At 63.2% G+C, this 25,350-nt stretch carries 26 protein-coding genes; 16 read left to right on the top strand and 10 right to left on the bottom strand.

Annotated features, from left to right (window positions below; translation table 11 throughout):
* The first annotated feature begins 149 nt into the window (after nucleotides 1–149).
* The 3 genes from V1290_RS04430 to V1290_RS04420 all read left to right on the top strand — a co-directional run bounded on the left by V1290_RS04430 (nucleotide 150) and on the right by V1290_RS04420 (nucleotide 1,979).
* The gene (locus V1290_RS04430) at nucleotides 150–353 is read left to right on the top strand and encodes a hypothetical protein (protein WP_108517906.1); all 204 of its coding nucleotides are present in this window, start codon (nucleotides 150–152) and stop codon (nucleotides 351–353) included.
* Nucleotides 354–504: 151 nt separating this feature from the next.
* Nucleotides 505–1,482 (top strand): hypothetical protein, encoded by a 978-nt coding sequence (locus V1290_RS04425; protein ID WP_334363213.1) that lies wholly within the window; start codon nucleotides 505–507, stop codon nucleotides 1,480–1,482.
* 56 nt (nucleotides 1,483–1,538) lie between these two features.
* A complete protein-coding gene (locus V1290_RS04420) occupies nucleotides 1,539–1,979 on the top strand; it encodes a DUF1489 family protein (RefSeq protein WP_057848543.1) in 441 nt (146 codons plus the stop codon).
* A 121-nt stretch (nucleotides 1,980–2,100) separates the two neighbouring features.
* Here the strand turns inward: V1290_RS04420 and panC are convergent, their stop codons facing one another.
* Nucleotides 2,101–2,952: a pantoate--beta-alanine ligase gene (gene panC, locus V1290_RS04415; protein ID WP_334363211.1), complete on the bottom strand. Its 852-nt coding sequence runs from the start codon at nucleotides 2,950–2,952 to the stop codon at nucleotides 2,101–2,103.
* Between the two features lie 323 nt (nucleotides 2,953–3,275).
* On the opposite strand from panC, the gene V1290_RS04410 reads away from it, so the two are divergent.
* A complete protein-coding gene (locus V1290_RS04410) occupies nucleotides 3,276–4,211 on the top strand; it encodes a division plane positioning ATPase MipZ (protein ID WP_213286404.1) in 936 nt (311 codons plus the stop codon).
* Nucleotides 4,212–4,234: 23 nt separating this feature from the next.
* On the opposite strand, the gene V1290_RS04405 is transcribed toward V1290_RS04410, so the two are convergent.
* Nucleotides 4,235–5,317, bottom strand: coding sequence for a zinc-binding alcohol dehydrogenase family protein (locus V1290_RS04405; RefSeq protein WP_334363209.1), 1,083 nt, complete (start codon nucleotides 5,315–5,317; stop codon nucleotides 4,235–4,237).
* A 106-nt stretch (nucleotides 5,318–5,423) separates the two neighbouring features.
* Here V1290_RS04405 and V1290_RS04400 point away from each other — a divergent pair, with 106 nt between their 5' ends.
* From V1290_RS04400 to V1290_RS04385, 4 genes are all read left to right on the top strand, one after another.
* A complete protein-coding gene (locus V1290_RS04400; RefSeq protein WP_334363208.1) occupies nucleotides 5,424–6,212 on the top strand; it encodes a helix-turn-helix transcriptional regulator in 789 nt (262 codons plus the stop codon).
* Between the two features lie 340 nt (nucleotides 6,213–6,552).
* Nucleotides 6,553–7,452 (top strand): alpha/beta hydrolase, encoded by a 900-nt coding sequence (locus V1290_RS04395; protein ID WP_334363206.1) that lies wholly within the window; start codon nucleotides 6,553–6,555, stop codon nucleotides 7,450–7,452.
* Nucleotides 7,453–7,556: 104 nt separating this feature from the next.
* Complete coding sequence (locus V1290_RS04390; protein WP_334363204.1) at nucleotides 7,557–8,321, top strand: VWA domain-containing protein; 765 nt, start codon at nucleotides 7,557–7,559, stop codon at nucleotides 8,319–8,321.
* A 67-nt stretch (nucleotides 8,322–8,388) separates the two neighbouring features.
* Nucleotides 8,389–9,117 carry a DnaJ domain-containing protein gene (locus V1290_RS04385; protein WP_334363203.1) on the top strand — a complete coding sequence of 243 codons (729 nt, stop codon included), beginning with the start codon at nucleotides 8,389–8,391 and terminating at the stop codon, nucleotides 9,115–9,117.
* A gap of 255 nt (nucleotides 9,118–9,372) precedes the next feature.
* Here the strand turns inward: V1290_RS04385 and V1290_RS04380 are convergent, their stop codons facing one another.
* On the bottom strand, nucleotides 9,373–11,220 hold the full coding sequence (locus tag V1290_RS04380; RefSeq protein ID WP_334363202.1) for a serine hydrolase: 1,848 nt from the start codon (nucleotides 11,218–11,220) through the stop codon (nucleotides 9,373–9,375).
* A gap of 398 nt (nucleotides 11,221–11,618) precedes the next feature.
* Here V1290_RS04380 and V1290_RS04375 point away from each other — a divergent pair, with 398 nt between their 5' ends.
* The gene (locus tag V1290_RS04375; RefSeq protein ID WP_334368930.1) at nucleotides 11,619–11,957 is read left to right on the top strand and encodes a phasin family protein; all 339 of its coding nucleotides are present in this window, start codon (nucleotides 11,619–11,621) and stop codon (nucleotides 11,955–11,957) included.
* A 76-nt stretch (nucleotides 11,958–12,033) separates the two neighbouring features.
* On the opposite strand, the gene V1290_RS04370 is transcribed toward V1290_RS04375, so the two are convergent.
* Nucleotides 12,034–13,683: a TadE/TadG family type IV pilus assembly protein gene (locus tag V1290_RS04370; protein ID WP_334363200.1), complete on the bottom strand. Its 1,650-nt coding sequence runs from the start codon at nucleotides 13,681–13,683 to the stop codon at nucleotides 12,034–12,036.
* Between the two features lie 502 nt (nucleotides 13,684–14,185).
* Between V1290_RS04370 and clpS the strand changes: the two genes are divergently transcribed.
* Both clpS and clpA read left to right on the top strand, forming a co-directional pair.
* On the top strand, nucleotides 14,186–14,518 hold the full coding sequence (clpS, locus tag V1290_RS04365) for an ATP-dependent Clp protease adapter ClpS (RefSeq protein WP_028345585.1): 333 nt from the start codon (nucleotides 14,186–14,188) through the stop codon (nucleotides 14,516–14,518).
* Between the two features lie 266 nt (nucleotides 14,519–14,784).
* Nucleotides 14,785–17,187, top strand: coding sequence for an ATP-dependent Clp protease ATP-binding subunit ClpA (clpA, locus tag V1290_RS04360; RefSeq protein WP_334363199.1), 2,403 nt, complete (start codon nucleotides 14,785–14,787; stop codon nucleotides 17,185–17,187).
* Between the two features lie 59 nt (nucleotides 17,188–17,246).
* On the opposite strand, the gene V1290_RS04355 is transcribed toward clpA, so the two are convergent.
* Nucleotides 17,247–17,432 carry a DUF1737 domain-containing protein gene (locus tag V1290_RS04355; RefSeq protein WP_028345587.1) on the bottom strand — a complete coding sequence of 62 codons (186 nt, stop codon included), beginning with the start codon at nucleotides 17,430–17,432 and terminating at the stop codon, nucleotides 17,247–17,249.
* 77 nt (nucleotides 17,433–17,509) lie between these two features.
* On the bottom strand, nucleotides 17,510–17,866 hold the full coding sequence (locus tag V1290_RS04350; protein WP_334363198.1) for a PilZ domain-containing protein: 357 nt from the start codon (nucleotides 17,864–17,866) through the stop codon (nucleotides 17,510–17,512).
* A 286-nt stretch (nucleotides 17,867–18,152) separates the two neighbouring features.
* Between V1290_RS04350 and V1290_RS04345 the strand changes: the two genes are divergently transcribed.
* The 4 genes from V1290_RS04345 (at nucleotide 18,153) to tsaA (ending at nucleotide 20,969) form a co-directional block, all read left to right on the top strand.
* Entirely contained in the window at nucleotides 18,153–19,055 is a 903-nt protein-coding gene (locus tag V1290_RS04345; protein ID WP_442895045.1) for a transglycosylase SLT domain-containing protein, read from the top strand.
* A 255-nt stretch (nucleotides 19,056–19,310) separates the two neighbouring features.
* Nucleotides 19,311–20,054: an AzlC family ABC transporter permease gene (locus V1290_RS04340; protein ID WP_334363196.1), complete on the top strand. Its 744-nt coding sequence runs from the start codon at nucleotides 19,311–19,313 to the stop codon at nucleotides 20,052–20,054.
* Complete coding sequence (locus V1290_RS04335; RefSeq protein ID WP_334363194.1) at nucleotides 20,051–20,395, top strand: AzlD domain-containing protein; 345 nt, start codon at nucleotides 20,051–20,053, stop codon at nucleotides 20,393–20,395. Before V1290_RS04340 ends, V1290_RS04335 begins: the two co-directional genes overlap by 4 nt.
* An 82-nt stretch (nucleotides 20,396–20,477) precedes the next feature.
* Entirely contained in the window at nucleotides 20,478–20,969 is a 492-nt protein-coding gene (tsaA, locus tag V1290_RS04330; protein WP_334363192.1) for a tRNA (N6-threonylcarbamoyladenosine(37)-N6)-methyltransferase TrmO, read from the top strand.
* 41 nt (nucleotides 20,970–21,010) lie between these two features.
* Here tsaA and V1290_RS04325 read toward each other — a convergent pair whose 3' ends face one another.
* The 4 genes from V1290_RS04325 to V1290_RS04310 all read right to left on the bottom strand — a co-directional run bounded on the left by V1290_RS04325 (nucleotide 21,011) and on the right by V1290_RS04310 (nucleotide 24,069).
* Complete coding sequence (locus V1290_RS04325; RefSeq protein WP_334363190.1) at nucleotides 21,011–21,433, bottom strand: HIT family protein; 423 nt, start codon at nucleotides 21,431–21,433, stop codon at nucleotides 21,011–21,013.
* Nucleotides 21,434–21,486: 53 nt separating this feature from the next.
* Nucleotides 21,487–22,725, bottom strand: coding sequence for a GNAT family N-acetyltransferase (locus V1290_RS04320; RefSeq protein ID WP_334363189.1), 1,239 nt, complete (start codon nucleotides 22,723–22,725; stop codon nucleotides 21,487–21,489).
* 108 nt (nucleotides 22,726–22,833) lie between these two features.
* The gene (locus V1290_RS04315; protein WP_334363187.1) at nucleotides 22,834–23,586 is read right to left on the bottom strand and encodes a glycerophosphodiester phosphodiesterase; all 753 of its coding nucleotides are present in this window, start codon (nucleotides 23,584–23,586) and stop codon (nucleotides 22,834–22,836) included.
* A gap of 15 nt (nucleotides 23,587–23,601) precedes the next feature.
* A complete protein-coding gene (locus V1290_RS04310; RefSeq protein WP_334363186.1) occupies nucleotides 23,602–24,069 on the bottom strand; it encodes a RidA family protein in 468 nt (155 codons plus the stop codon).
* Between the two features lie 252 nt (nucleotides 24,070–24,321).
* Here V1290_RS04310 and V1290_RS04305 point away from each other — a divergent pair, with 252 nt between their 5' ends.
* Nucleotides 24,322–25,188, top strand: coding sequence for a cell envelope integrity EipB family protein (locus V1290_RS04305; protein WP_334363185.1), 867 nt, complete (start codon nucleotides 24,322–24,324; stop codon nucleotides 25,186–25,188).
* The last annotated feature ends 162 nt before the right edge of the window (nucleotides 25,189–25,350 follow it).

The following is a 25,350-nucleotide window of genomic DNA, read 5'->3' as shown; positions in this document are numbered from 1 at the left end:
TTATCGCCCTGAAAAACATGCAGAATTTGCGCATTTGCCATGCCTCGATGCCGCTGGCTTTTGGGCGATGGCCTGTGCTATGTTGCCACAGGGTTCTCAAGTCGGCCGAAAGCTAGCGGGACCGTGAGCGCGGCCGGCGTTCTTGCGTAATGGAGAGGGCGTTGAAGCATAAGTACTCCGTTGGAGAGACTGTCTATTTTACTGCCAGCAACGTGGCCCGTCCGGCCGCCAGCGGCACCTATGAGGTGATCCGGCTGCTGCCGACTGATGGCGACGACTGCCAGTATCGCATCAAAAGCTCGACCGAAGCTTTCGAACGGGTCGCCAAGGAAAGCCAGCTCGCGATTTCCTGAAACAGTTGTGCGCAAGCACCCGGCTGACGGAGTTCCGTTCAAAGCGCCGTCAAAAGGCCCCGTTCGCAGAACCATTCTGCCGAAAAGCGAATGCGATAAAGACGCATTCGCCTTTCGATCGCGTTTGATGCTGCGTTGAGGGACACTGCGCATGAACTGGGCTTGGGCTGCTTCGCTGGATCAGATCTGGCGCTCGGCGAACCTTCCGCTGTACCTGACGCTGGCCACGGCCGGCTTTGTCGGGCTTGTGGTTCTGATCACGCTGCTGCGCTCGGAGAGATCCGTGGCCAACGGCGTGCTGGCGCTCATCACGCTGCTGGCGATCGGCGTCGCGGGAGCCGTGACCTTCCGCGGGTTCGGCACTGCAAACGCGGTTCAGCCGGCGGAGGCTCGGCCGGTTCTGACGGCCACCGCCGCATTGCCGCAGCTTTCCTGTATCGACGAGCTTGCCGGTGATGCCGTGCTGGCCGCGTGCGAGAAGGCGCTGTTCGGTTCGGCCGAGTCGGTGGCGGCGGCGGTCGCCTACGCCGCCTCGCAGATCACCCTGTTGACCTCGCTGGGCGATGTCGCCACCGCGAACAAGGGGGCCGGCTCCGATTTGCTGGCGCTGCGCCGCGCCGTCGAGCGCGACCGTTACGGGTTGATGGCCTATGTGCTGACCGCGCGCGACCGCTGTACGCCAGCGGCCTGCCGCGCGTTCAGCTCGCTGACCGACACGCGCCAGGTCGCGGCCAACATGGAAGACCGTGTCTACGAAAGCCTGGTCATGCGCCACGCGGCGTCGTGGAACGCGCCGCCGCAGACTGCGGCCGGCATGATGGCGGCGCTACCGCCGTCCCAGCCGACGGGGAAGCCGACCAATGCCGAATTCCCGACCTCGGCCTCTACTCCGCCGGTTAGCATCATGACGCCCGAGCCGCCGGCGAAGCCGTCGCCATCGGCCACTGCTGCGCCGGCATCGCCAGCCGCGCCGCGACCGGCCGCGGCGACACCGCCGTCGCCTGCGCCTTCGCCCGCACTCGCGGCTGCCAAGAAGCCGCCGCCGGCGCCGAAGCGGCCGTCCCCGTCCACTGCGGCGCCGGTCCAGCTCGCGCCGTCGGCTTCGGGGGCTGCCGACAACGAGCAGTGATCTCCGCAAGGAGTGATCTTTTCAAAGCGCGCTTGGGCCGCTACATCGGCGGGATCATGCCGCTTCATCTCATCAAGCTCGCCGTTGGCTGCGAGTCGGTCAAAGAACTCAAAGGGTGGGTTGCCGAACGGATGGCAACCGCCAAGAAAAAGGGCCTGCCGCTTCGTCACGTCCACATCACGCGGATGACGCCGAAGCGCGACGGCGAGATCCTCGCCGGTGGTTCGCTCTACTGGGTCATCAAGGGTGAAATCGCCGCCCGCGAAAAGATCATCGCGATCGAACCGTTCCGCGACAAGGACGGTATCGGGCGGTGCCGCCTGGTGATGCAGCCCAAGGTGTTTGCAGTCTCACCGCGGCCGATGCGCCCGTTCCAGGGCTGGCGCTATTTGACCGAGGACGCAGCACCTCCGGACCTCACCAAATCCTCCGCCGCAAGCGTCGCCGCGATGCCGGAACCGATGCGGCGCGAATTGCGCGATCTGGGGCTGCTCTGACCGGGGCTGCGGCTACGTCTTAGAGCGTTTTCCAGCGAAGTGGACACCGGTTCGCGTCAAGAAAACGCGTCAAAACAAGAATCTAGAGCCCGGTTCTGATTCAATCAGAACCGAAAAGGCTCTAGACGCCGATGTTATCGATCAAGCGGGTCGTGCCGAGCTTCGCGGCGACGAGGATTCGCACCGGTCCGTCCTTGATCGATGCGATCGGCGCCAGCGTCCCGGCGTGGCGGGCCTCGAAATAGTCCAGCGCGAAGCCGGCGGCGGTGATCAGTTCGCGGCCGACCGCCATCGCGGCCTCGAAATCCTCGCCTGCCTTCAGCCGTTTTGCGCTTTCCTTCATGGCGCGATGGAGCGTCGGTGCCGTCTGCCGTTCCTCGGCCGAGAGGTAGACGTTGCGCGAGGACATCGCCAGCCCATCGCGTTCCCGCACGGTGCGCGAGCCGATCACCTTGACGCCGAGGTCGAGATCGGCGGCCATCTGCGTCACCACCCGCAGTTGCTGAAAGTCCTTCTCGCCGAAGATCGCGACGTCCGGCCGGACCTGCGTGAACAGTTTGCCAACCACGGTGGCGACGCCGCCGAAGAAATGCGGTCGGAAACGATCCTCGAGCCCGGCGGTGGCCGGACCTTCGGGCACGATCCTTGTGGCGAAGCCGTCCGGGTACATCGCCTTGACGTCCGGATTCCAGACCAGGTCGACCTTCTCTGCGGTGAGTTTGGCGAGGTCGGCCTTCCAGGTGCGCGGGTATGAGCCGAAATCCTCCGTCGGCGCGAACTGCGTCGGGTTAACGAAGATCGAGACGACGACTTTCTGTGCGCGACGCTTGGCGAGCCGGACCAGCGACATGTGTCCGTCATGAAGCGCACCCATGGTCGGCACCAGCGCGACGGCGGCCTTGCGGGCGCGCAAGGCCTCGACGGCGCGGCGCAATGCGGGAACGGTACGGACGACCATGGGACTTCGCGACATCTGGCCTCGATCTCTTGCAGCTTGTGACGGGGTGAGGGGGCCGGTGGCCCCGATACTTTCGGCGGGCGCGCCGACCTTATAAGGCCAGAGCCTTGCCGCCAAGGTTACTCGGGAATGGCAAGCCTGCGGCAGCTCAAACGCGAAAGCTAGATGTGTCCGCCGCGCTGATCGAAAAGGCTGCGAGCAGATCGCTGCAACGGAACGAAATCCGCACCATCGGATTCATGATTAAGACACACCGCGAGCGAATTGAATGCGTCGTCACGCATTTCACTTGACCGCAGCCGCGCTGTGATTTGAAGATATCGAGCGGGGGTTGAATCATGTTGCTTCAGGCGAGTCAGGGTCAATTTGGTTCGGCGCATGTCGTCGTGCTCGGCAACGAGAAGGGCGGTTCTGGAAAATCCACCACCGCCCTGCATATCGCAGTTGCCCTGCTGAAGGCCGGGCAGCGCGTCGCCACCATCGACCTCGACTGCCGCCAGCAGAGTTTTACCCGCTACATCGCCAACCGGAGCGCGTGGGCCCGCCGCACCGGTCTCGATCTCGAAATCCCCGTGCACTATTGCATTAAGCTCGGCGAGACGATGCAGATCGCCGACAACGAAAACTCCGAGTTCCAGCAGTTCGCGGCGGCGGTCGGCACGGTCGAGCGCGCTTTCGACTTCATCGTCATCGATACGCCCGGTTCGGACTCCTACCTGATGCGGCTGGCGCATTCGATGGCCGACACGCTGGTGACCCCGATCAACGACAGCTTCCTCGATTTCGATGTGCTCGGCACGGTCGATCCCGCAACCTACACGGTAACCGGCGAGAGCCATTATGCGGAGATGGTGCGCGACACCAGGCGCAAGCGCCGCCAGCTCGACGGCGCCACCACCGACTGGATCGTGGTGCGCAACCGCTTGTCGATGATCGGATCGCGCAACAAGCAGCTCGTCGCCGACAGCCTGAAGGACCTTTCGCTGCGGCTCGGCTTCCGTTCCATAGATGGATTCGCCGAGCGGGTGGTCTACCGCGAATTCTTCCCGCGCGGACTGACGGCCCTGGACAACATCGACGAGGCTACCCTCGGCACCCGGCCCAGCATGGGCCATGTCACGGCACGCGAGGAAGTGACCAGCCTGTTGCGCCAGCTCAAGCTGCCGCTCGACGAGCGCGGCCGCCGCCGCGCCGCCAACCGCGCTGAATGGTTCACCCAGGTCGACAAGCCGCTCGAAGTCCACGACATCATTGGCGACATCATCAGCGCCTGATCTCCATCGGCAGCCGGCTCAGCCTATCGCGGCTGGATGACCGTCATTTTGAACGGAGCACCGTGTGCGGCGGCATGCGCGACCGCCTCGTTGGCGTGGTCCAGACCGAACACGGTGATCTCAAAATGATCGAGATTGACCAGGCCGGCGCGGATCAGGCCGGTCATCAGCGCGGCCGCATGCGGTGGGTACATCCATTGCCCCCGCAGGGTGATGCAGTTTCGCATCATCCAGGGGTAGGGCAGATCGAGGCCGACGCCGCCGAGCAGGCCGACGCCGCCCATCAGCACCACCCGGCCGTAAGGCCGCACCGCCATGATGGCGGTTCGCACCTGCGCGGCGTTGGCCGCCGGCGGGAGGATGTCGAGCACGCAGTCGATCGGGCCGGGCGCCGCCTGCAGGATGCGGGCGCGATCGTCGGCCTCGTGGCCACGCATCGGCACGGTCCGGACGCGCCTACCGAACCGCCGCGTTAGCTCAGCCAACGCCTGCTCGTTCCGCCCGGTCGCGACCACGCATTGCGCGCCCAGCCCCAATGCGAGGGCGACGGCCGCGCTGCCGAAGCTGCCGGTGGCGCCGTTGACCAGCGCGATCTCTCCGGCTTGCAGTTGTGCGGCAAGGAAGCCGCCGAAGGGTACGAGCAAGGTGCCGAGCGCACACCAACGACCTGCATCCTTCTCATCGATGTCGCCGATCGGAACCGCGTTTTCGGTCGGCACGCGCATCTGCTCGGCCCAGGCGCCATTGTGGAAATACCGTTGCAGGTGCAGCCCGCCCTCGCTGCCGGCGGTGAGGCCCTGCAGGGCGATGTCGGGCGATAGTGCGTTGTCGCGCGAGCGCACGGTCGGATCGCAATAGACCCAATCGCCGGGGCGAAGGCGGGTCGCGTCGGGGCCGGTGGTCCGGACACGGCCGATCGCGCCGGGGCCGGGCACCATGGGTAGTTCCATCAGGTATTTCCGCTGCCCGCCGAGCACTTCGTTGGCATAGGCCAGCACGCGGCTCGCCATGACGTTGACGATAACCTCGCCGGTGCCGAGCAGCGGGTCGGGAAGGGTCTCGATCGCAAGCGGCGATCCGAACGCGTTCAGAACGGCAGCCTTCATGGGGCCTCCTCGTTTCGATGTAGCCGAATTCTCGCAGGCTTCATCGCCCCAACAAGACCTGGTATTATCCTAGGACTAAGGAACCCTTCCTCGGGGCGCGGCGCGCATGGCAGAACCAGGCACGAATTCAAGGCAAAGCGAACTCGGCGACTTCCTGCGCTCACGGCGGCAGAAGCTGACTCCGAAGGCGGCCGGCCTGCTGCCCGGCGGCCGTCGGCGGCGCACGCCCGGCCTGCGGCGGGAGGAAGTGGCCGACCTCGCCGGTATCGGCGTCGACTGGTACATCCGTCTCGAGCAGGGACGATCCGTCAGCCCTTCGGCAGCAACGATCGATGCGCTGGCGCGCGCGCTGCGGCTGACCAGGGCCGAACACCGGCATCTGCGAGAGCTGACGCAAAATGCCGACCGGCGCGCCTTTGTCCGCGAGACCGTTCCGCCCGCCGTCCGCCGCACCGTCGAGCAACTCAACCTGCCGGCCTATGTCACCGGCCGGCGCTGGGACATTCTCGCCTGGAATGCAGCCGCCGACGAAATCTTTGCGTTCAGCCGGCTTGCGGAAGCCGACCGCAACAGCCTGCTCTCGGTACTGACCAATCCCGCGACGAGGCGGCTGTTCGGTGAGTCATGGACGGATGAGGCCCAGCGCATGGTTGCCCAGTTCAGGGCGACGCATGACCTGTGGGCCGGCGATCCAGCCTTTCGCGACCTGCTGACGCGCCTGCGCGAAGGCTGTCCGGAATTTGTTGGCTGGTGGGAAGCCCACGACGTCAGCGGCGTCGCGGCAGGACGAAAATCCTTGACCCATCCCAAGAAGGGCCGACTGAAACTGGAGTATGCGAGTTTCCAGGCCAATGACGACCCGGCCTTGAAGCTTGTCATCTACACGGCGGTTTAAGTCACTGGTATTTCTGCACCGTGATGCACCGTGACGCAGCGGGTTCCCGGGAACTTGGGCGGCACTACGCCGTTACTTGGGCGTTACTACGCCATTTTCATTAGACTTTTATCGGATGCTCGAACCGAAGCTTGAAAGGAAACGTCATAAAGTAAAAAGGAGGCCGAATTTGTGGAAATGAGCGGCTGCATAATTGATGGATGCACCGCACAATGATCAGGCGGTCAATACACAACATTTGGCCTTTATGTCACGCCATCGTGACATATATCATCAACAAGGGACCGAAAGAGTCTCAAACAGGGTTGAGCCCCTAGCGGGCGCGAGGACGAAGACAAATATGAAACGTGGAATTCTCGTTCTGCTTTCACTCTCCGTGCTGGTCGCAGTCGCGTTTTTCACCGCGAACAAGTGGGCGATCCGGCACGAGACAATCGCGTTTCATGATCCCGTCCGCGACAATCGTCTGGTGGCGGTCAGCATCGCCGTTCGCCGCGACAAGGAAATGCAGGCCAATGCCGGCTTGATCAAGCTGCCGGTTGCGATCCTCAATCACGGCAACACCGTCAAGAATACCGAGTATTCATTCCTGTCGACCGTGTTCGCCTGGCGCGGCTATCTTGCGGTCAGCCCGCAGCACGATCTACCGACCGATCCGCCGATGGTGACCAAGATCGGTGAACCCTATGTCGGCCGTCTGCCGCAGATTCAGCGCGGCGTCGCCAACATCCATTTCGCTGTCCACGAAATGAAGAAGATCCAGCCTAATGCCGACTATGAAAAGGTGACCATGGTCGGCCATTCGATGGGCGGCGACATCTCGATGTATTTCGCCAAGCAGTATCCCGACGAGATCAAGAAAGTCGTGACGCTGGACAATTTGCGCGTGCCGTTCCTGACCGACGGCAAGTTCAAGATCCTGTCGTTCCGCTCCCAGGACACGCATTTCAAAGCGGACCCCGGCGTCGTGCCTGACGACGAGCAATGCGAGCAGGCCGGCATCACCGTCGTGAACACTGGCTTCCAGCACAACGATATGCGGGACACCGGCCCTGACGCAGCCAAATCCTCGATCCAGTCGATGCTCGACAAGTTCCTAGACGAATCCGACAAGAGCGGCACGTTGAAGCCCGTGCCGACCAAGATACCGGACGTTCTGACCAGCAGCCCGGGACCGGTGCCGCTGTCCGTGCCGTTGGCCAGCAACCCAGCGCCGAAGAACAAGTCCGTCACGAACTAGGCAACTGACCGCTATCGTGCGTTTGCGGCTGCGCCACCGTCCGGCGCATTGACCGGTGCCGTGCACCGTCCCACATAGAGCTTGCTACATACTCGCGAGCGCTCATGGCCGGCGAACCCATCAAGCCAAAATCGGCAGGCGATGTTGCTTCGGCAAAGGCCGAGACACGTAAAGGCGGTCCATTGCCGGAGGCCAAGCCGTCGGCGTCGGAGGACATCGCAGCCTTCGTGGCGAAAGCGCGCGCGATGTCGCCGCACCGCCCGGGCGCCAGGGGAAAACTGGTGTTTGCGCTCGACGCCACCATGAGCCGGCAGCCGACCTGGGACATGGCCTGCGCGCTGCAGGCCGACATGTTTCGCGAGGCGGCCTCGCTCGGCAGCCTCGACATAAGGCTGGTCTATTACCGCGGCTTCAACGAATGCCGCGCCACGGGCTGGATCTCCGATTCCGCGCAACTGGCAAGGTTGATGAGCAAGATCGGTTGCCAGGGCGGCAACACTCAAATCGGCAAGGTGCTGTCGGAGGCGCGCCGCGAGGCGGTGGCGTCCGGCGTGCGCGCCGTGGTGTTCGTCGGCGATGCCATGGAGGAATCCGTCGACGACCTCTGCGCCAAGGCCGGCGAACTCGGCCTGCTCAAGGTACCCGTGTTCATGTTCCAGGAAGGCCACGACCCGACCGCCGAGCAGGCGTTCCGGGAGATTGCGCGGCTCACCGGCGGCGCATGGTGCAGGTTCGACCCTGGCGCCGCGGCGCAGTTGCGCGAACTGCTGCGCGCCGCCGCAGCCTACGCTGCCGGCGGGCGCGAAGCGCTGCTGCGGCTGTCGAAGACAACAAGCGGCGCGGCCGCGCTGATCGGCCAGATGAAGTGATTACGACTTTGGTTGCGACCAGGCCCAGCGCCATGCTTTTCGGCGCCAGTGCCGCTATATTGGAGCCATGGCAACCCTGATTGCCGGCGTTATCGCCGTTGTCGTTCTGTACTTGCTGCTGCAGATGTTTCGTGCAGCCAACCCGGTCGTGCTCGCGCGCGTGATCAAGATCGTGGGCGGCGTGGTGGCGCTGGCGGTCGCAGCTTTCACCGGGCTGCGCGGCGAGCTTGCGGTGGCAATTCCGCTCGGCATCTTCGGCGCCGGCCTGCTCGGCTGGTCGCCGTTCGGGCCGGGCGGCTTCAGCAATATCGGCGGGATCTTCGGCGGCGGCGCGCAGCGTTCGTCGGGGCAGGCCTCGCGCGTCCGCTCGCAGTTTCTTGACATGAGTCTCGATCACGACAGCGGCGAACTGTCGGGGCGGATCGTGGACGGGCCGAATGCCGGGCGTTCGCTCGGCGAGTTCGATCTGCCGCAATTGATCGCGATGATACCGGCCTTCGACGCCGAGAGCGTCGCCTTACTTGAAAGCTATCTTGACCGCCGGTTTCCCGCTTGGCGTCAGAACGCGCAAGGCGATGCGGCAGGGGGGCAGCGCCGCACGGCGGCGAGCGGAAAAATGACGGACGAGGAAGCCTATCAGATCCTTGGCTTGCAGCCGGGGGCGGGGCGTGACGACATCAGCCGGGCGCACCGCGCCCTGATGAAGAAACTCCATCCCGACCAGGGGGGCTCGACGTACCTCGCTGCCCGCGTAAACGAGGCCAAGGATACTCTTCTTCGCACGCATTCTAGCTAACTCCGGCTCACGCCACCGACGCTACAAACCGCGAGTTGCTTCCATGCCGTTCTCTGACTGACGCCCCATATCGCCCGCCGTTGTCCGGCGTGGTCGATCGTTCATTGCAGGGAAACCTAACCGGAAATTCTTGACGAGAAGTTTTCGCGGACCGCCTTGGGCGTGATCTTGCGAGAGCCGTTGCGACTGTGTTTGGAAAACAACAAAGCCGGCGCTTGCGTCGCCGGCTTTGCCAAATTCAAAGAACCGTCCAGATCAGTTGCGAACGGTCATGCAGGAAATGTCGGCGCGCTTGAGGGTCTTGCAAACCGCTTCAGCCTGATCGCGATCGAGACCGGCGAAGCGGGCCCGATAGAGCGTGCGGTTGTCCTTGGCGACCACCGGCTCGGTGAACGGATCGGCCTTGCTGAGCAGCGCGCTGGCCTTGGTGCGGACGAGATCGATCCGCTGCTTGGCCTCGCTTTCGCTTTCGAGCGCACCAACCTGAATGATCCAGCCGGTGCGGACCACGGCCGGCGCGGCCGGCTTGACGGCGCTGTTCTGCTGGACGGCGGGTGGCTGGGTGTGGGGTGCCGGATCGGCATAGGCCAGCGCCTGCGAGTGCGGGGCTTGCGAGGGGGGCTGTGTCAGGCTGGAAGCGGGCAACACGCCGAGCACGCCTTGTCCGGTACCGTGATTGGCCGGCTGCGGCGGCATCGCGACCCTGGCGGCTTCGGCCTTGGTCTCCGCGACCTTTGCGACGACGGCGCTGGAGGTCTCGGCGATTTCAGGGCGGGCCGGAATGGTGTTGGTGATCGGCGGCGCCGCGGGCTGCGAGGGGCCGGCTGAAGCGAGCTTCATCGGTCCAGCCTTGACCTGAACCGTCTTGACCCTGACCGGCTTCATCGGCTCGGCCGAACCGGGGATCGCTGATATCGGCTGGGTCTGGATGACGCCGTTGGTCAATGGTGCGGGTTCGGGCCTGGCTTGCTGCTCGAACTTGCTCTGTTCGACCTTGGCGGGCGGCGGGGGCAGGGCAGCGGCTGCGGCCGCCATCAGCGACGGCTTGGCCGGCGCGATCGAGCGGGTGGCCGGCATGGCGGCGAGCCCCGGCTCGGCGGCGGCGAGGGCGCCGCCGGACTGGGCCGTTTCGGCCGGACGCGCAACGGTCTCGGCTGCGGCGACATCGACGGTGCCGTCGGCGGGATTGCGCTCGGTGATCGCAACGACGGTGCGCTTGGTCGCGCCCTTCTCGAGGTTTTCGGCCAGCAGGTTGCGCATGGTGGCATCGCGCGAACCGCCGCTGCGGCCGCCCAGCACCACGCCGATCAGGTGGCGGTTGCCACGGCGCATCGAGCTTACGAGGTTGAAGCCGGACGCGCGGGTGTAGCCGGTCTTGATGCCATCGACGCCTTCGACATTGCCGAGCAGGCGATTGTGATTGCGGATCGACTGTCCGCGATAATTGAACACCGTGGTCGCGAAGTAGCGGTAGTAGCGCGGGAAGCGATCCTGGATGGCGCGGCCGAGGGTCGCCTGATCGCGCGCGGTGGTCAGTTGCTCGTCGTTGGGCAGGCCGGAGGCGTTGCGATAGGTGGTTTTGCTCATGCCGAGCGCGCGCGCCTTGCGCGTCATCAGCCTGGCGAATTCGGCTTCATCGCCGGCAATCGCTTCGGCGACCACGACGGCGGCGTCATTGGCGGAACGCGTCACAAGGCCCTTGATGGCGTCCTCGACCTTCAGGGTCTGGCCCGGGCGCAGGCCGAGCTTGGTCGGCGCCTGCTCGGAGGCGTGCTCGGAGACTTCCATTTCGGTGTCGAGCTTCATCTTGCCGGATTCCAGGCGCTCGAACAGCAGATAGAGCGTCATGATCTTGGTCAGCGACGCCGGGCGCCGGATGCCGTCGGGATTGTTGGAGGCGAGCACCGCGCCTGAATTGCCGTCGACGATGATGGAGGAGAATTGCGGGCTGTAGCTTTCGCGCGCGACGTGATGGTGGCGACGGTGCTTGGAGCGGCGCGCCTCGGCGCTCTCGCTCGAGATCAATATTGCTGTCGTGAAGGTAATCAGTCCGAGGGCGCACATTCGCAATGTGCGCGAGGAAGCCAAGGTTGTACGAAGCATTTACTTCCCCGTCCCAATTTCTGTCTTGATCACCGGCTCGTGAGGCAAAATTGTGCCCACCAGCCGCTGATGGTTCCCCGTTCGAAGCGCCGGTCCGGCCATGGTGCGAGGCTGGAGTGGCCGATCAGGTCGCTTTTCTAGCTAAGATGCTGTTCACAAACAGCTTTCGGGCTGTCTGTCGGAAGACGAACAAGTCCAGGAATCAGGTTAGGCGGAGCGAGTTTCCAAAAGATTAATTAACCGTTGCGTAAGACCCCGGGATTTTCGTTAATTGACCATATTTGTGCGTCGCACAAGATTCCTTGACTTTATTGTGCGGTGCACATATAGGGGCGTTGTGGTCAGGGAGCCGGGACCTCCCGGCAATAGGAACGCTCAGTCTGGGAAAGGACTCCATGATGGTCAAAATTGAAGACATTCAGAACTACGGCAAAGAGCATCTCGAATCGGTTGCCGCTTCCGCAACCAACGTGCAGAGCGGCGTTCAGGCGATCGCCACCGCTTATGGCGACTACGCCAAGAAATCGTTCGAAGACACCAAGTCGTTTGTCGAAAAGCTCTCCGGCGTGAAGTCGCTGGACAAGGCGCTCGAAGCCCAGACCGAATTTGCGCGTTCTTCCTACGAAACCTTCGTCGCGGAATCGCAGAAGATTGCCGGCCTCTACACCGACCTCGCCAAGCAGGCCTACAAGCCCTACGAAGGCCTGGTCGCGAAGTTCTCCCCGGCCGCGCACTAATTCGCGGCTCCCTATTTCGAAAACAAAAAGCCCGGCCGTAACGGCCGGGCTTTTTTTCGTGAGCTTTTCGCGGCGCTTATTTCGCGACGCGGAGCCTGGAGATTTGCGTGAGGATGTTCTTGAATGCATCCGAAGTCTGAGTGGCGCTCGTGATCATCTGGAAGCTGCCATCGGGAGTCGCGCACTCCTTCAGCACCTGGGACTCCGCATCGGCGCTATTGATGTTGACCTGAATCGTGAACACCGTGACGGGGTGCAACTTATCATCCCTGATGTTCTGGCAGAGGATCTTTTGACGGGCGTCAATGCTCGACGTGGATGAACTCCAGCGGTTTTGGGTGTTCAGTCCGTCGGACAGCAGGACGATGAAGTCCTGGTAGACGTAGTTGGCTTCTTTCGGTGGCGCCTTGATAGGGCCATTATCCGTACTGACGGATTGCCAGCCCCATGCCAGACCCACCGCCTGGTTGGTATTGCCGCTGGCAACCATGGCGTTGATCTGATCCTTGAGAGTTTGAAAATTCTCGCTCATCGGTGTCACCGTTGAGTCAAGGCATTGAGACCACTGTTCCGCATAGAACTGCGTTGATGGGCTGCCGCCACTTGATCCCGGTGCGATGTTCGTCGTGTCGTAAGCCTGGTCGCGATCGTTGATGCAGCCGGTCCAGGTGCTGCGCGCGGGCCTTGCTGGCGCCGTCGCCGCGGTGTCATCACCACGCCAAAAGTGACAGACCTTGCTTGAGCCGCTCCCGAAGCACGTGCATCTGCTCGGGCCGAATGCTCCGCAACTTGCGCTCGAGCCGGTCGTGGTCGTGTAGCACCCATTGTAGTAAATGTTGGCTTTGCCGGACACCTTTTGGCCGTTATCGAGGCCGGGGCAGATGTAGCCGTTCGAAGGTATTTTGCTTCTGGTCTGAGCTCCGCTTTGTGTTGCGGGCCTGTCCATACAAACAAAGCCGTGCGTGCTTTTCGAGAAAGGACAGTCCGAACCAGCTATGGCCGTCCTGAAGGCATTGTTAATGCTTTTGGATTTGTCGTTCAGAATCGGAGGCTCAGCCTCCCACTCTGCCCAATTGATCCATGACGCATCGACATTCGCGGTGCCGACATTGACGTCTTTCGCGAACGGGATGATGGAGATGTAAACGTCGCCGGTCTTCTTCCAGTATTTGGACAGGTCCGTGATCATGTCCGTGGCGGCTTTTTGCATGGCCCCCATCTTGCCATTCGCATCCATCGACCCGGTATTATCCAGCACCAGCGCCACGCGCATGCGCTTGCTGCCCCAGGCGGAAGTGGAACTGGTTTTGAAGTCCAGGGTCGGGAAACCGGCCACCCGCATGAGAGTGGTATCCACCGCGCCGGAGCCGTTGACCAGGATGGTCGCGCCGTTGCCGGAGGTTGGGGTATAGCTTGCCGTGATCGTGACCGACTTGGCGTCCGTGGTATAGAGGGCCTTGAAATACGCGTCTGCCTTCTCCGAGATTTCAGAGGTCTTGATGGTGCCCTCGGTCAGGTCCTTCGCCAGCATCAGCGCGGTGGAATCGAGGGCTGCCTGCATCGAGGAGCGGGCGGTGTTGGCGCGGGTGTAGTCAACCGCTGCGCCGACGAAAGCGATGATCGGGATTACCGCGAGCCCAAACAGGATCGCGATGTTGCCGTCATTGGCGCCGGCAAACCGGCTGGCAGCCGTGCGAAAGCGACGGAATGCGACTGTATCGAGCATGGCCTCACCGCAAATGTGATTTCTTGCGGGCATTTCCGCCCGGTCCGCTAAACAGGCGGTAAACCGGTTCCGCCAAAAACGGGTGAAACCCGGTGCACCGCCAGACCGGTCGCCAAAAGACCCCGGTATGCTCAACGGCGGCTAAACGGGCCGTCGCCGTCCTTTGTCAAATCCGTGAGAAACGATTAACCTTGCTCCGGATAGCCGAGCCGGGAATCGGGCCGGTCAAGGGACGTGGCAGGGCAACATCAGTGCGCTTGCGGCGATCCGGCGGCGGACCCATATTCCAGGTGCCGATCCGGCCAACGGGTCGGACCGGGAGCGGCGATCTGGAATAAGCGTTACTGGGTACCAGGCGGTGGCTCACCTCGGAGCCGATCGCGTGTGGGCCAGGATGCTCTCTCCGGTCATCCCTTTTGGAATTTCGAACGCCTGAGCCATGTTGCAGCCAACCTTCAAAACTTGTCCGTCCGTGCCGGCAAAGTCACCTTCTGCTCCCCGAATGAGCAATGACGAGAACCGCAACGCCGGAACCGGCGGGCCGTCAACATCGGTCATCACCAAGGTCAAGCCGAAGACCAAGCGTCCGAACCTCTATCGGGTCCTTATTTTGAACGACGACTACACGCCGATGGAGTTCGTCGTTCATGTGCTGGAGAAGTTCTTCCAGAAGGACGCCGAAGCGGCCACCAAGATCATGCTCCATGTCCATCACCACGGGATCGGTGAGTGCGGCGTTTTCACCTACGAGATTGCCGAGACCAAGGTCACGCAGGTGATGGACTTTGCGCGCAAGCACCAGCACCCACTGCAATGTGTGATGGAAAAAAAATAGCCGCGCGTGGCTCGCGATCCGGCCGGAAATAAGGAACGGGATTGCATGGATCGGTGTTGATGGACGCCGACCGTATTCCCGGCAGTTTTTTCAGGGGAGAGGTCGCGTGCCGCCGCCGTGGTGCGGCGAATTTAGAGGAAAACCACGCTTGCGGAACCGGTCTTTCGCCACGATCGTGTGTAACTATATGACAGGGGATGACGAAGGTTGTTGTTGCCTCACCGGGTAATGGCGATCATGATGACCGGGGGCCATAGAGGACGCGAATGCCAACTTTTTCCCAAAGCCTTGAACAATCCCTGCATCGTGCATTGGCGATTGCAAACGAGCGCCATCATCAATATGCGACGCTCGAACATCTTCTGCTGTCGCTGATCGATGACTCGGATGCGGCTGCGGTGATGCGCGCGTGCAGCGTCGATCTCGACAAGCTGCGCACCAGCCTCGTCAATTATCTCGAGACCGAATTCGAAAATCTGGTGACTGACGGCGCCGATGACGCCAAGCCGACGGCCGGTTTCCAGCGCGTGATCCAGCGCGCGGTGATACACGTCCAGTCATCGGGGCGCGAGGAAGTCACCGGCGCCAACGTGCTGATCGCGATTTTCGCGGAGCGCGAAAGTCACGCCGCCTATTTCCTGCAGGAGCAGGACATGACGCGGTACGACGCGGTCAACTACATCAGCCATGGCATCGCCAAGCGGCCGGGCGTCTCCGAAGCGCGCCCGGTGCGCGGCGTCGACGAGGAGACCGAGACCAAGGGCAACGAGGACGCCAAGAAGAAGGGCGAGGCGCTCGAGACCTATTGCGTCAACCTGAACAAGAAGGCGCGGGACGGCAAGATCGATCCGGTGATCGGGCGCAATGCCGAGATCAACCGTGCCATCCAGGTGCTGTGCCGCCGCCAGAAGAACAACCCGCTGTTCGTCGGCGATGCCGGCGTTGGCAAGACTGCGATCGCGGAAGGGCTCGCCAAGCGCATCGTCGACAGCGAGGTGCCGGAAGTGCTGGCTGCGGCCACCGTATTCTCGCTCGACATGGGCACGCTGCTCGCGGGCACGCGGTATCGCGGCGATTTCGAGGAGCGGTTGAAGCAGGTGTTGAAGGAGCTGGAGGCGCATCCGAACGCCATCCTGTTCATCGATGAGATCCACACCGTGATCGGAGCAGGGGCCACCTCCGGCGGCGCAATGGACGCGTCCAACCTGCTCAAGCCGGCGCTCGCCGCGGGCAACATCCGCTGCATGGGCTCAACCACCTACAAGGAATATCGCCAGCATTTCGAGAAGGACCGCGCGCTGGTGCGCCGTTTCCAGAAGATCGACATCAACGAGCCGACGGTGGAAGACGCGATCGCGATCCTGAAGGGCCTCAAGCCTTATTTCGAGGATTACCATCGGCTGAAATACACCAATGAGGCGATCGAGGCGGCCGTGCAGCTCTCCTCGCGCTACATCCACGACCGCAAGCTGCCCGACAAGGCGATCGACGTGATCGACGAGTCCGGCGCGGCGCAGATGCTGGTCGCCGAGAACCGGCGCAAGAAGACGATCGGCATCAAGGAAATCGAGACTACGATCGCGACCATGGCGCGGATTCCGCCCAAGAGCGTGTCAAAGAACGATGCCGAGGTGCTGAAGCACCTTGAGCAGACCTTGAAGCGCGTGGTGTTCGGCCAGGACAAGGCGATCGAGTCGCTATCCGCCGCGATCAAGCTGGCGCGCGCCGGCCTGCGCGAACCGGAAAAGCCGATCGGCTCCTACCTGTTCTCCGGTCCGACCGGCGTCGGCAAGACCGAAGTTGCAAAACAGCTTGCGGCCTCGCTCGGTGTCGAGCTGCTTCGCTTCGACATGTCCGAATATATGGAGCGGCACACGGTGTCGCGTCTGATCGGCGCGCCTCCTGGCTATGTCGGCTTCGACCAGGGCGGCCTGTTGACCGATGGCGTGGACCAGCATCCGCACTGCGTGGTGCTGCTCGACGAAATCGAGAAGGCGCATCCGGATCTCTACAACGTGCTGCTGCAGATCATGGATCACGGCCGGCTGACCGATCACAACGGCAAGCAGGTCAACTTCCGCAATGTGATCCTGATCATGACCACGAATGCGGGCGCTGCCGACCTCGCGCGCCAAGCCTTCGGCTTCACGCGCAACAAGCGGGAAGGCGACGACCATGAGGCGATCAACCGCCAGTTCGCGCCGGAATTCCGCAACCGGCTGGACGCGATCGTTTCGTTCGCTCACCTCAACGCCGACGTCATCGGTATGGTGGTGGAGAAGTTCGTGCTGCAGCTCGAGGCGCAGCTCGCCGACCGCGACGTCACCATCGAGCTGTCGGAACCAGCCAAGGCCTGGCTGATCGAGCATGGCTACGATGAGCAGATGGGTGCGCGGCCGATGGCGCGCGTGATCCAGGAGTACATCAAGAAGCCGCTCGCGGACGAGGTGCTGTTCGGTCAGCTCAAGGGCGGCGGCCATGTCCGCGTCGTGCTGGTCAAGGACGCCGAGGGCAAAGACAAGATCGGCTTCGAGTTCGTCGAGGGCCCGGTCACGCCGAAGCCCGAGAAGCTGCCGGGGGCGCGCAAGCGCAAACCGAAGCCGGGCGGCCCCAACGGGGGCGGCGGCTCCAAGGGGCCTGCGTCCAAGGGACCGCTGGTCAAGGCATAAGCGGCCTCAATCCGAAACGAAGAGCCGGCGCGTCGCAAGACCGCCGGCTTTTTGATGCCCTAACTGCCCGGCCAAACCAACGCTTGGGCGGCCACGACATATTCACCGTTGAACGTCACGGAAGGCGAGCCATACAGCACATATCCGAGCTCAATTGCCTCGGAAACGCGCCGGCAGAAGGCAGCGTCATCCTTGCCGGTCAGCAGGCGATAGACGGGCAGGTCGTCTGGCGGTTTTGGAGACATGCTAACTCCAGCAATACCGTGGTTGGGCCGCGGCACCGTAAGTCGTCAATGGTGTTGCGTACAAGACCCGTCGGCGCTCAGCGCTCGCCGAGCAGTTCGTCGATCCGCCGCTCGAGTTGCCGCTTCTTGATCTCGCTTCGGCGCAGCCGCTCCTCGAGATCGGAGACCGGCTCGGCCGGGCTTTGACCATAGAATGCGACACCGACGAAATTGTCGCGCCACCAGATGACCCTGGCGAGGAAGGAGCGACCCTTGCGCGCGATGCGCAGCGAGAGCTGCTCTTTCGGCACCTGGATGTCATTGCTGAACTCGATGGTCGCGCCGTGATCGGAGATGTTGCGGACGATGCATTCGCGCGTCGCGCCGTGTTCGCCGATCTCGGCGACGCCGCCATACATCACCTTGTCGCGCACGCTCCCGCGCCGGTCCTGCATTGAAAGTTCTCCCAAAAAAGTGAGGAGACTTTTACCCCGCTTTGTTGCCCGTAAAAGTCCGGCCGCCGCAAAATGCGGCGTTAACGTAAATTAACGCCGGTTCCGATGGCGGGGATTTCGGAGCAATTGCAACGCAAAAAAGGCGGCGCGCAGCGGAAAGGCGGCGGATCCACCTGCAAGCCATGATCGTTTGACCAACGTTTCCACCGCAATACGCATTCCCGGATTGCGAACTGCCATGCAAAGAGGTCGGCTTCTTCGCGCCCTATGGTGCACGCTGTTGCTTTTGTCCTCGATTGCGAACGTCCGCGCCGAGGACGCGGGTGAGGCTACCCGGTCGAGCGCGACGGCTAGCCAAAAGCCGACCACCGCGCGCGAGAGCGAGGCGCGCGAGGCGATGTGCCTGATGATCGAGTCGGCGGCGAGGGCCTCGGACCTGCCGCTGGAGTTCTTCGCGCGCGTGATCTGGCAGGAGAGCCGCTTTCAGTCCGATGCGGTCGGGCCGGTGACGCGCAGCGGCGCGCGGGCGCAGGGCATTGCGCAGTTCATGCCGGGAACGGCGAACGAGCGCGGCCTGCTCGATCCCTTCAATCCCGTGCAGGCGCTGCCGAAGTCGGCCGAGTTTCTCGACGAGCTGCGCAACCAGTTCGGCAATCTCGGGCTCGCCGCCGCGGCGTACAATGCCGGCCCGCGGCGGGTGCAGGAATGGCTGGCCGGCACTGGTGGGATGCCGCAGGAAACCCGCAGCTACGTGATCGCCATCACCGGCTCCACGGTCGAGGAGTGGGCCGCGGCGGGAAAGGGCGGCAAGCAGCCCCAACGAATCCCGACATCGAGCTGCCGCGAATTGATGGCGCTTTTGAAACAGGCGCCCAATCCCTTTATCGCCGGGCTGGAGCAGCGCGTGAAGCTCGCCGCCGCGAAGGTGTGGGGCGTGCAGCTCGCCGCCGGCTTTTCCCGCGACAAGGCGCTTGCGATGTATGGGCGCGCGGTCTCGCGCCTTTCGAGCGCGATCGGCAATCGCGACCCCAGCATTCTCGCCTCGCGCCTGCGCAGCCGCGGCCCGGCGACGTTCTACCAGGTGCGCTTCGGCGCCGACACGCGCCGCGAGGCAGACGACCTCTGCAACCGCATTCGCAAAGCAGGAGGCGCGTGTTTTGTGCTGAGGAACAGGGGCGTGCCGGGGTGATGAGACCAGATTACGGGGCTTGATCCCGTCATTGCGAGAAGCGCTAGCGACGAAGCAATCCATCTATCAGGTATGCCGCGCTACGGATTGCTTCGCGGAGCCTGTCATCGGGCGCGCATACGCGCGACCCGGTGGCTCGCAATGACGGGGAAACGGCTTACCGACGCATAACAGCTCTGTAGCTAGATTCCTTGACGCAAGGGGCTTTCGCCAGCCCTATGCCCCGCGACGATTCAATCCTCCATCCGGTCATCCGTGGCGCTACCTCCACTCGAGTCCCCCCAATGGAAAAGCCCCATTCGCGCCTTCGCATGGGGCATGAGTTCGGTCGCATCCACCGTGCTGACGCTGGTGCTGTTTGCGACCTATCTCGGCATCGGCGCGCTGGCCCATGACAGCCATTTCAGCCTCGGCTGGGTGCTCGGCAGCACGTTGCTGGTATGGGCTGGTCCGGCGCAGATCATCCTGATTTCGACGCTCGGCTCCGGGGCGACCGCGGTGCAGGCGGCGATTGCGGTGACGGTGAGCGCGATCCGGCTGTTTCCGATGGTGGTATCGGTGTTGCCGCTGATGAAGACACCCAAGACCAGGCGCCGCCACCTCGTGCTGGCGACGCATTTCATTGCCGTCACGCTTTGGGTCGAATGCTATCGGCTGCTGCCAAAGGTGCCGCGCGAGCGGCGGATTGCGTTCACGCATGGCCTCGGCTGTGGGCTGGTCACCGTCTGCATGATCGCGACTACGTTTGGTTATGCACTTGCTGCCAAGCTGCCGCCGCTGTTTGCGGCGGCGATCCTGCTGCTGACGCCGCTGGCGTTCCTGCTTTCGACGGCGCGCAACTGCAAGCAGATATCGGATGTGCTGGCGCTGGTGCTGGGGCTTTCGTTGTTTCCGCTGGTGTCGATGCTGCATACCGGCGTCGACATCCTGATCAGCGGCGTCACCGCCGGCAGCATTGCCTACGGCGTGCACTGGTGGCGGGAGAGGGCGCGCGCATGAGCGAATTTTTCGGCAGCCCGCACGCGCTGTTGGTCCTGGTGCTTGCAGGTTTCCTGCCCAACGAGATCTGGCGCATGGCCGGGCTTTGGTTAGGCGCCGGCGTCGACGAGGGCTCGGAAGTCCTGGTGTGGGTGAGGGCGGTGGCGACCGCGATTCTCGCCGGGGTCATCGCGCAAATCCTGGTGCAGCCGCCGGGCGCGCTGGCCGGCGTGCCGGACTGGCTGCGCTACGGCGCGGTCGCGGCCGGCTTTGCGGTGTTCATGCTGACGCGGCGCTCGATCTTTGCCGGCGTGGTCTCTGGCGAGATCATCCTTCTGGCCGGCAAATGGTGGCTCGGTTGATTGCATGGCCCATAATCCGGTACTGTCCTGCCCCGACAAGAAAAGTTGCACGCGATCGGTGCCCATCTCACTGGATTAGGCAATGGTTCAGGACACCAAACTCCGCGAGGGCGAAGTTACCGTCGACATGCCGCCGGCCCGCGATGCCGGGCTGGTCTTCATCGGCCGCATCCGCACGCCCTGGAAGTCGCGGCTGGACACACCGCGACAGGGCCGCCACGACGGCCCGGTTTGCCGGCTCGAGATTTTCGAGCCCTGGGTGCCCGCCATCAAGGGCGTCGACTTCTATGAAAATCTCGAAGTGATCTATTGGCTGCATCACTCGCGCCGCGATCTCGTGCTGCAGAGCCCGAGGAACAACCGGAAAACCCGCGGCACCTTCTCGCTGCGCTCGCCGGTGCGGCCCAATCCGATCGGCACCTCGATCGTGAAGTTCGTCGGCGTCGAAGGTAACACGATCCTAGTGCGCGGCCTCGACTGCCTCGACGAGACGCCGCTGCTCGACGTCAAGCCGGACCGCTGCGAGTTCTCGCCGCTGGCGGAGGCGAAGAGCGGGGATGTGGAGGGGGATTAGGCTTCTCCACGCGCTCGCAATGACGTCGTGGGGGTTGAAAGCTACCCCAGCGCCGCCATCAGCTTGGTCGCGTTGTCCTCCAGCACCTTCACATCTTCCTTGCGGCTCGCGGGCGGCAGCAGCGCCACGCCATCGTGGCGCGGCATGACATGCATGTGCAAATGAAACACGACCTGGCCGCCGGCGGGCTCGTTGAATTGCTGCACGGTGATGCCGTCGGCCTTGAACGCCTTCATGGCGGCGGCGGCAATCTTGTGGACGGCGCGCGCGACGTGGGCGTAATCGTCGGGCGCGATGTCGAGGATGTTGCGGGCAGGGACTTTTGGGATCACCAGCGTGTGGCCCGGCGAACGCGGCATGATGTCCAGGAAGGCCAGCACATGGTCGTCCTCATAAACCTTGTGGCAGGGAAACTCGCCGCGCAGGATTTTTGCGAAGGGATTGTTGGCGTCGTAGGCGGGCATGGGCTTCTTCCCTCAAGGTTTGATCTCAAATCTCACGTCGGCAGCTCAACCGGTCAAGTCTCGTCGGCGGCCTTGCGGAACGGGCCGGCCTCGGTCAGTTCCCGTCCGACCTCGGCCACATAGGCGCGCTCGCGCTTCAGATAGTCGGCGATCGCGCGGCGCAAATCGGGATCGGCGATGAAATGCGCGGAATAGGTGGTTTGCGGCAGGTAACCGCGGGCCAGCTTGTGCTCGCCCTGCGCGCCGGCCTCGACGACCTTGAGGCCGCGCTCGATCGCAAAATCGATCGCCTGATAGTAGCAGACCTCGAAATGCAGGAACGGGTGATGCTCGATGGCGCCCCAATTGCGGCCGAACAGCGTGTCCGATCCGATGAAATTGATGGCACCCGCAATCCAGCGGCCGTTTCGCTTGGCCATCACCAGGAGCACGTCGCGGCTCATGCTCTCGCCGATCAGCGAGAAGAATTTTCGCGTGAGATAGGGGCGGCCCCATTTGCGCGAGCCGGTCTCCATATAGAACGTGAAGAATGCGTCCCACGCGTCCTCGGTGATATCGGCTCCGGTCAAGCGGTGGATCGTGACGCCGGCGGCCACCGCTTCGCGTCGCTCGCGCTTGATCGCTTTGCGGTGACGCGAATTCAGCGAGTTCAGGAAATCGTCAAAACTACCATAGCCCTCGTTGTGCCAGTGAAACTGCTGGTCGTTCCGTTGCAGGAAGCCATGCTGACCCAATAACTTCGCTTCCGCCTCGCGGGCAAAGGTCACATGCACGGAGGAGGCGTGGGTCGCGTTGCACAGCGCCATTAGCCCGCGCGCCAGCGCTGAGCCGATCTGTTCGCGGTCGACGCCGTCGCGGATCAGAAGTCGGGGGCCGGTGGCCGGCGTGAACGGCACCGAGGCCTGCAGCTTGGGATAATAACGTCCGCCGGCGCGCTCATAAGCATCCGCCCAGCCGCGGTCGAAGACATATTCGCCTTGCGAATGGGCTTTCAGATAGCAGGGCACGACGCCGACGATCTCGCAGTTGAGCCGTGCCAGCAGATGCCGAGGACCCCAGCCCGTGCGGGCGCAGGCCGAGCCAGAAGCTTCCGCGGCTACAAAAAAGGCATGAGAAACGAAGGGGTTATAGGCCGGCTTTGCAGCGGCGCAGGAGCCGTTCCGCGGAGCCAGCGTGTCCAGGCTATCGAGGCCGTTCGGGTCGCCCGCCGGATTTGCGCAGGCGTCCCAATCCGCAGCTTTGATGTCGCTGACGGAGGGGACGGCTTCGAGAGTGATTTCGGATGATGCCATCTAGAAATTCAAACCGGTCCCATCATGCGATCAGCCATCGCGCATGGCGACCAACGCCCTGCAAAGATCGTGCATCCGGCAGGCGAGTTCAAGGTGGCGCTGACAGCATCAGGTTCCCGGCAGGAAACCCTCGAAGATCATCTGGTCGGCGTAGCGTGCCGCCTGCGCACGCTGCTCCGGTGTGCGCACGGTCCAGGCTAACAACGGAAGGCCTAAGACGTTGCGGGCGATCCAAGGCGCGGCTGCGGGCAGCTCATTCACCCAATAGGCGACGAAATGCGGCCGGGTGCGAAAAGCGTGGCGCAGATGCGTCATGCCGCGGCGCTGTTCCGCCGACGCTTCCGGCCACTCCTCGGCGGTATAGTCGTGTTCGGCTACGATGCCGCGGGCGCGGCCAGGGATCAGTTCGCGCAACGCCACCACCTGATCCGGATCGAAGGACATCCCGACCGCCGGGCCGTCATAAGAGGCGAGCACCTTGGCCATCCGCTTCACCAGCCGGCGATCGCCGTCGAAATGGCTTTTCACCTCGATCACCAGCGGCACGCGGCCTCCGACAAGCGAACAGAGATCGCCGAGCGTCATCATCCGCTCCGGCGTATCCTTGAAATTGACGGCCTTGAGTTCGGCCGCGGTCATACCGAGCAACGCGCCCGAACCGTCGGTGAGGCGGCCGAGCGCATCGTCGTGATGGACCATCGCCTCGCCGTCGGACGAAAGCTGGATATCGCATTCAATGGCGAAATTGCCGTCGACGGCGGCCTGCGCGGCCGCCGGCATGTTTTCGACGATGCCGCGCGAAATATCATGCAGGCCGCGATGAGCGACCGGCCTTGCCGTCAGCCAGTCCGGCGCGCGCACGAGAGCCGCTCCGCTTCAGGATACCTCGAAGATCGCGTCGACCTCGACGGCGGCATCCGAGGGGAGCGAAGCGACGCCGACCGTGGTGCGGGCGTGCCGGCCCTTGTCGCCAAATGCCGTGACCATCAGGTCGGAGGCGCCGTTGAGCACCTTGGGCCCGTCGAGAAAATCAGGCGCGGAATTGATGAAGCCGCCGAGCCTGACCACGCGCACGACCTTGTCGAGATCGCCGAGCGCCGCCTTGACCTGGGCCAGCAGGTTGACGCCACAGCCCTGCGCTGCAGCGTATCCCTGTTCGATCGTGACGCCGGCCCCGAGCTTGCCCTTGGCGATCAGCTTGCCTTCGGCGTCGGCGCAGACCTGGCCGGAGACGAACAGCAGGTTTCCCGAGCGCACGAAGCCGACATAGTTCGCCATGGGGGTGCGCGGCTCGTTCAGGACGATACCTTGTGCCGCCAGCTTCTGTTCGACCGTACCCGCCATGTTTGCATCCCCGCTTGATGTGACCGTTCCTGACCTGCGGTCAGGCGGGCATTGTTTCGCGCATCGTGCCTCGTCTTGCAAGCGACGGCAGAGCTTCCGTCCAGCATGGCGATCGCGGCGGATCGTGCCTGGAAAAGCCAAAAACGGCGCGCCTCGGCCTCGAATTCTTGCGTTTTCGTGGCACCGCCCTAGTTGCGGCGCAATGGACCCGTCACTAATGTAATCGAATCTCCCTCGAGGAAAAAATTGAACATGGCTAGCTCGTTCCCGATTCCGGTTCGTGCTTTGGTATTTTCGGCTGCTGCCAGTTTGCTCTCAGGCTTGCCAAACGGTCCGGCGCTGGCCGGCGCCAGCGGGCCATTTCTCGCCCACCAGGCGCTGTATGAATTGAAGCTGGTCAAGTCGCGCGGATCCAATGCGATATCGGGTGCGCGCGGGCGCATTCTCTACAATTTTTCAGGCAGCGTCTGCGAGGGCTACACCTCCGAATTCCGCCAGGTGTCCGAACTCGACAGCGGCGAGGGCAGGCTGACGCTGAGCGATCTTCGCTCGCGTTCCTGGGAAGATGCCGCCGGCAAGAGCTATCGCTTCAAGATCGACACCCGCATGAACGATGCCGACTCCGCGCCGATCGACGGCGTGGCGGAACGGGTCGGCGACCGCATCACGGTCAAGCTGAAACAGCCGGTTGCCAAGACGTTCGAGCTCGACGGCAAGGTCGTGTTCCCGACCGAGCAGATCCAGCACATCATCGCCGCCGCGCGCGCGGGCAAGTCGGTGCTGGAGCTGATGGTCTATGACGGCTCGGATAATGGCGAGAAGGTCTACAACACGCTGTCGGTGATCGGGAAGCCGATCCCGGGCACCCAAAGCATTGCATCGCCCGATCCCTCGACCGTGAACGACCAGATGAAGGCGCTGACCCGCTGGCCCGTGACCGTGAGCTATTACGACCGCGACGCCAAGGCGAAAGACGGCGAGCAGACGCCGGTTTACGCCATGTCGTTCGAGCTGTTTGAAAACGGCGTCTCCCGCGCGCTGGTACTCGATTACAACGATTTCGTGATTGCCGGCGCCATGGGCCGGTTCGACGTCAGGGATTCCAAACCCTGCAAGTGACGGCATCCTGAAAACGGTCGCGCCTGGAGATCGCGCGGGCGTCTCACAGTTTTTCTTGATGTCACCCGCGCATGAAATCGCCGGGCTTCAATCCGAGCGCCTGGACAGCCGGCGCCGGAAGCGGCCCCCAGGCCTCGACCCTTTCATTCGGGGCCATCATTG

This window comes from Bradyrhizobium sp. AZCC 1578 (assembly GCF_036924675.1).
Taxonomy (GTDB): domain Bacteria; phylum Pseudomonadota; class Alphaproteobacteria; order Rhizobiales; family Xanthobacteraceae; genus Bradyrhizobium.
This window is presented reverse-complemented; position numbering and strand designations above follow the sequence as displayed.

What these genes read in the sequence shown, in the direction of transcription:
- panC (WP_334363211.1), bottom strand. Translation starts at nt 2,952, where the DNA reads ATGTCGCGAAGTCCCATGGTCGTCCGTACCGTTCCCGCATTGCGCCGC.
- V1290_RS04420 (WP_057848543.1), top strand. Translation starts at nt 1,539, where the DNA reads ATGCCGCTTCATCTCATCAAGCTCGCCGTTGGCTGCGAGTCGGTCAAA.
- V1290_RS04385 (WP_334363203.1), top strand. Translation starts at nt 8,389, where the DNA reads ATGGCAACCCTGATTGCCGGCGTTATCGCCGTTGTCGTTCTGTACTTG.
- clpA (WP_334363199.1), top strand. Translation starts at nt 14,785, where the DNA reads ATGCCAACTTTTTCCCAAAGCCTTGAACAATCCCTGCATCGTGCATTG.
- V1290_RS04380 (WP_334363202.1), bottom strand. Translation starts at nt 11,220, where the DNA reads ATGCTTCGTACAACCTTGGCTTCCTCGCGCACATTGCGAATGTGCGCC.
- clpS (WP_028345585.1), top strand. Translation starts at nt 14,186, where the DNA reads ATGAGCAATGACGAGAACCGCAACGCCGGAACCGGCGGGCCGTCAACA.
- V1290_RS04425 (WP_334363213.1), top strand. Translation starts at nt 505, where the DNA reads ATGAACTGGGCTTGGGCTGCTTCGCTGGATCAGATCTGGCGCTCGGCG.
- V1290_RS04350 (WP_334363198.1), bottom strand. Translation starts at nt 17,866, where the DNA reads ATGCAGGACCGGCGCGGGAGCGTGCGCGACAAGGTGATGTATGGCGGC.
- V1290_RS04430 (WP_108517906.1), top strand. Translation starts at nt 150, where the DNA reads ATGGAGAGGGCGTTGAAGCATAAGTACTCCGTTGGAGAGACTGTCTAT.
- V1290_RS04310 (WP_334363186.1), bottom strand. Translation starts at nt 24,069, where the DNA reads ATGGCGGGTACGGTCGAACAGAAGCTGGCGGCACAAGGTATCGTCCTG.
- V1290_RS04325 (WP_334363190.1), bottom strand. Translation starts at nt 21,433, where the DNA reads ATGCCCGCCTACGACGCCAACAATCCCTTCGCAAAAATCCTGCGCGGC.
- V1290_RS04335 (WP_334363194.1), top strand. Translation starts at nt 20,051, where the DNA reads ATGAGCGAATTTTTCGGCAGCCCGCACGCGCTGTTGGTCCTGGTGCTT.
- V1290_RS04305 (WP_334363185.1), top strand. Translation starts at nt 24,322, where the DNA reads ATGGCTAGCTCGTTCCCGATTCCGGTTCGTGCTTTGGTATTTTCGGCT.
- V1290_RS04400 (WP_334363208.1), top strand. Translation starts at nt 5,424, where the DNA reads ATGGCAGAACCAGGCACGAATTCAAGGCAAAGCGAACTCGGCGACTTC.
- V1290_RS04395 (WP_334363206.1), top strand. Translation starts at nt 6,553, where the DNA reads ATGAAACGTGGAATTCTCGTTCTGCTTTCACTCTCCGTGCTGGTCGCA.
- V1290_RS04375 (WP_334368930.1), top strand. Translation starts at nt 11,619, where the DNA reads ATGGTCAAAATTGAAGACATTCAGAACTACGGCAAAGAGCATCTCGAA.
- V1290_RS04405 (WP_334363209.1), bottom strand. Translation starts at nt 5,317, where the DNA reads ATGAAGGCTGCCGTTCTGAACGCGTTCGGATCGCCGCTTGCGATCGAG.
- V1290_RS04410 (WP_213286404.1), top strand. Translation starts at nt 3,276, where the DNA reads ATGTTGCTTCAGGCGAGTCAGGGTCAATTTGGTTCGGCGCATGTCGTC.
- V1290_RS04355 (WP_028345587.1), bottom strand. Translation starts at nt 17,432, where the DNA reads ATGTCTCCAAAACCGCCAGACGACCTGCCCGTCTATCGCCTGCTGACC.
- V1290_RS04390 (WP_334363204.1), top strand. Translation starts at nt 7,557, where the DNA reads ATGGCCGGCGAACCCATCAAGCCAAAATCGGCAGGCGATGTTGCTTCG.
- V1290_RS04370 (WP_334363200.1), bottom strand. Translation starts at nt 13,683, where the DNA reads ATGCTCGATACAGTCGCATTCCGTCGCTTTCGCACGGCTGCCAGCCGG.
- V1290_RS04320 (WP_334363189.1), bottom strand. Translation starts at nt 22,725, where the DNA reads ATGGCATCATCCGAAATCACTCTCGAAGCCGTCCCCTCCGTCAGCGAC.
- tsaA (WP_334363192.1), top strand. Translation starts at nt 20,478, where the DNA reads ATGGTTCAGGACACCAAACTCCGCGAGGGCGAAGTTACCGTCGACATG.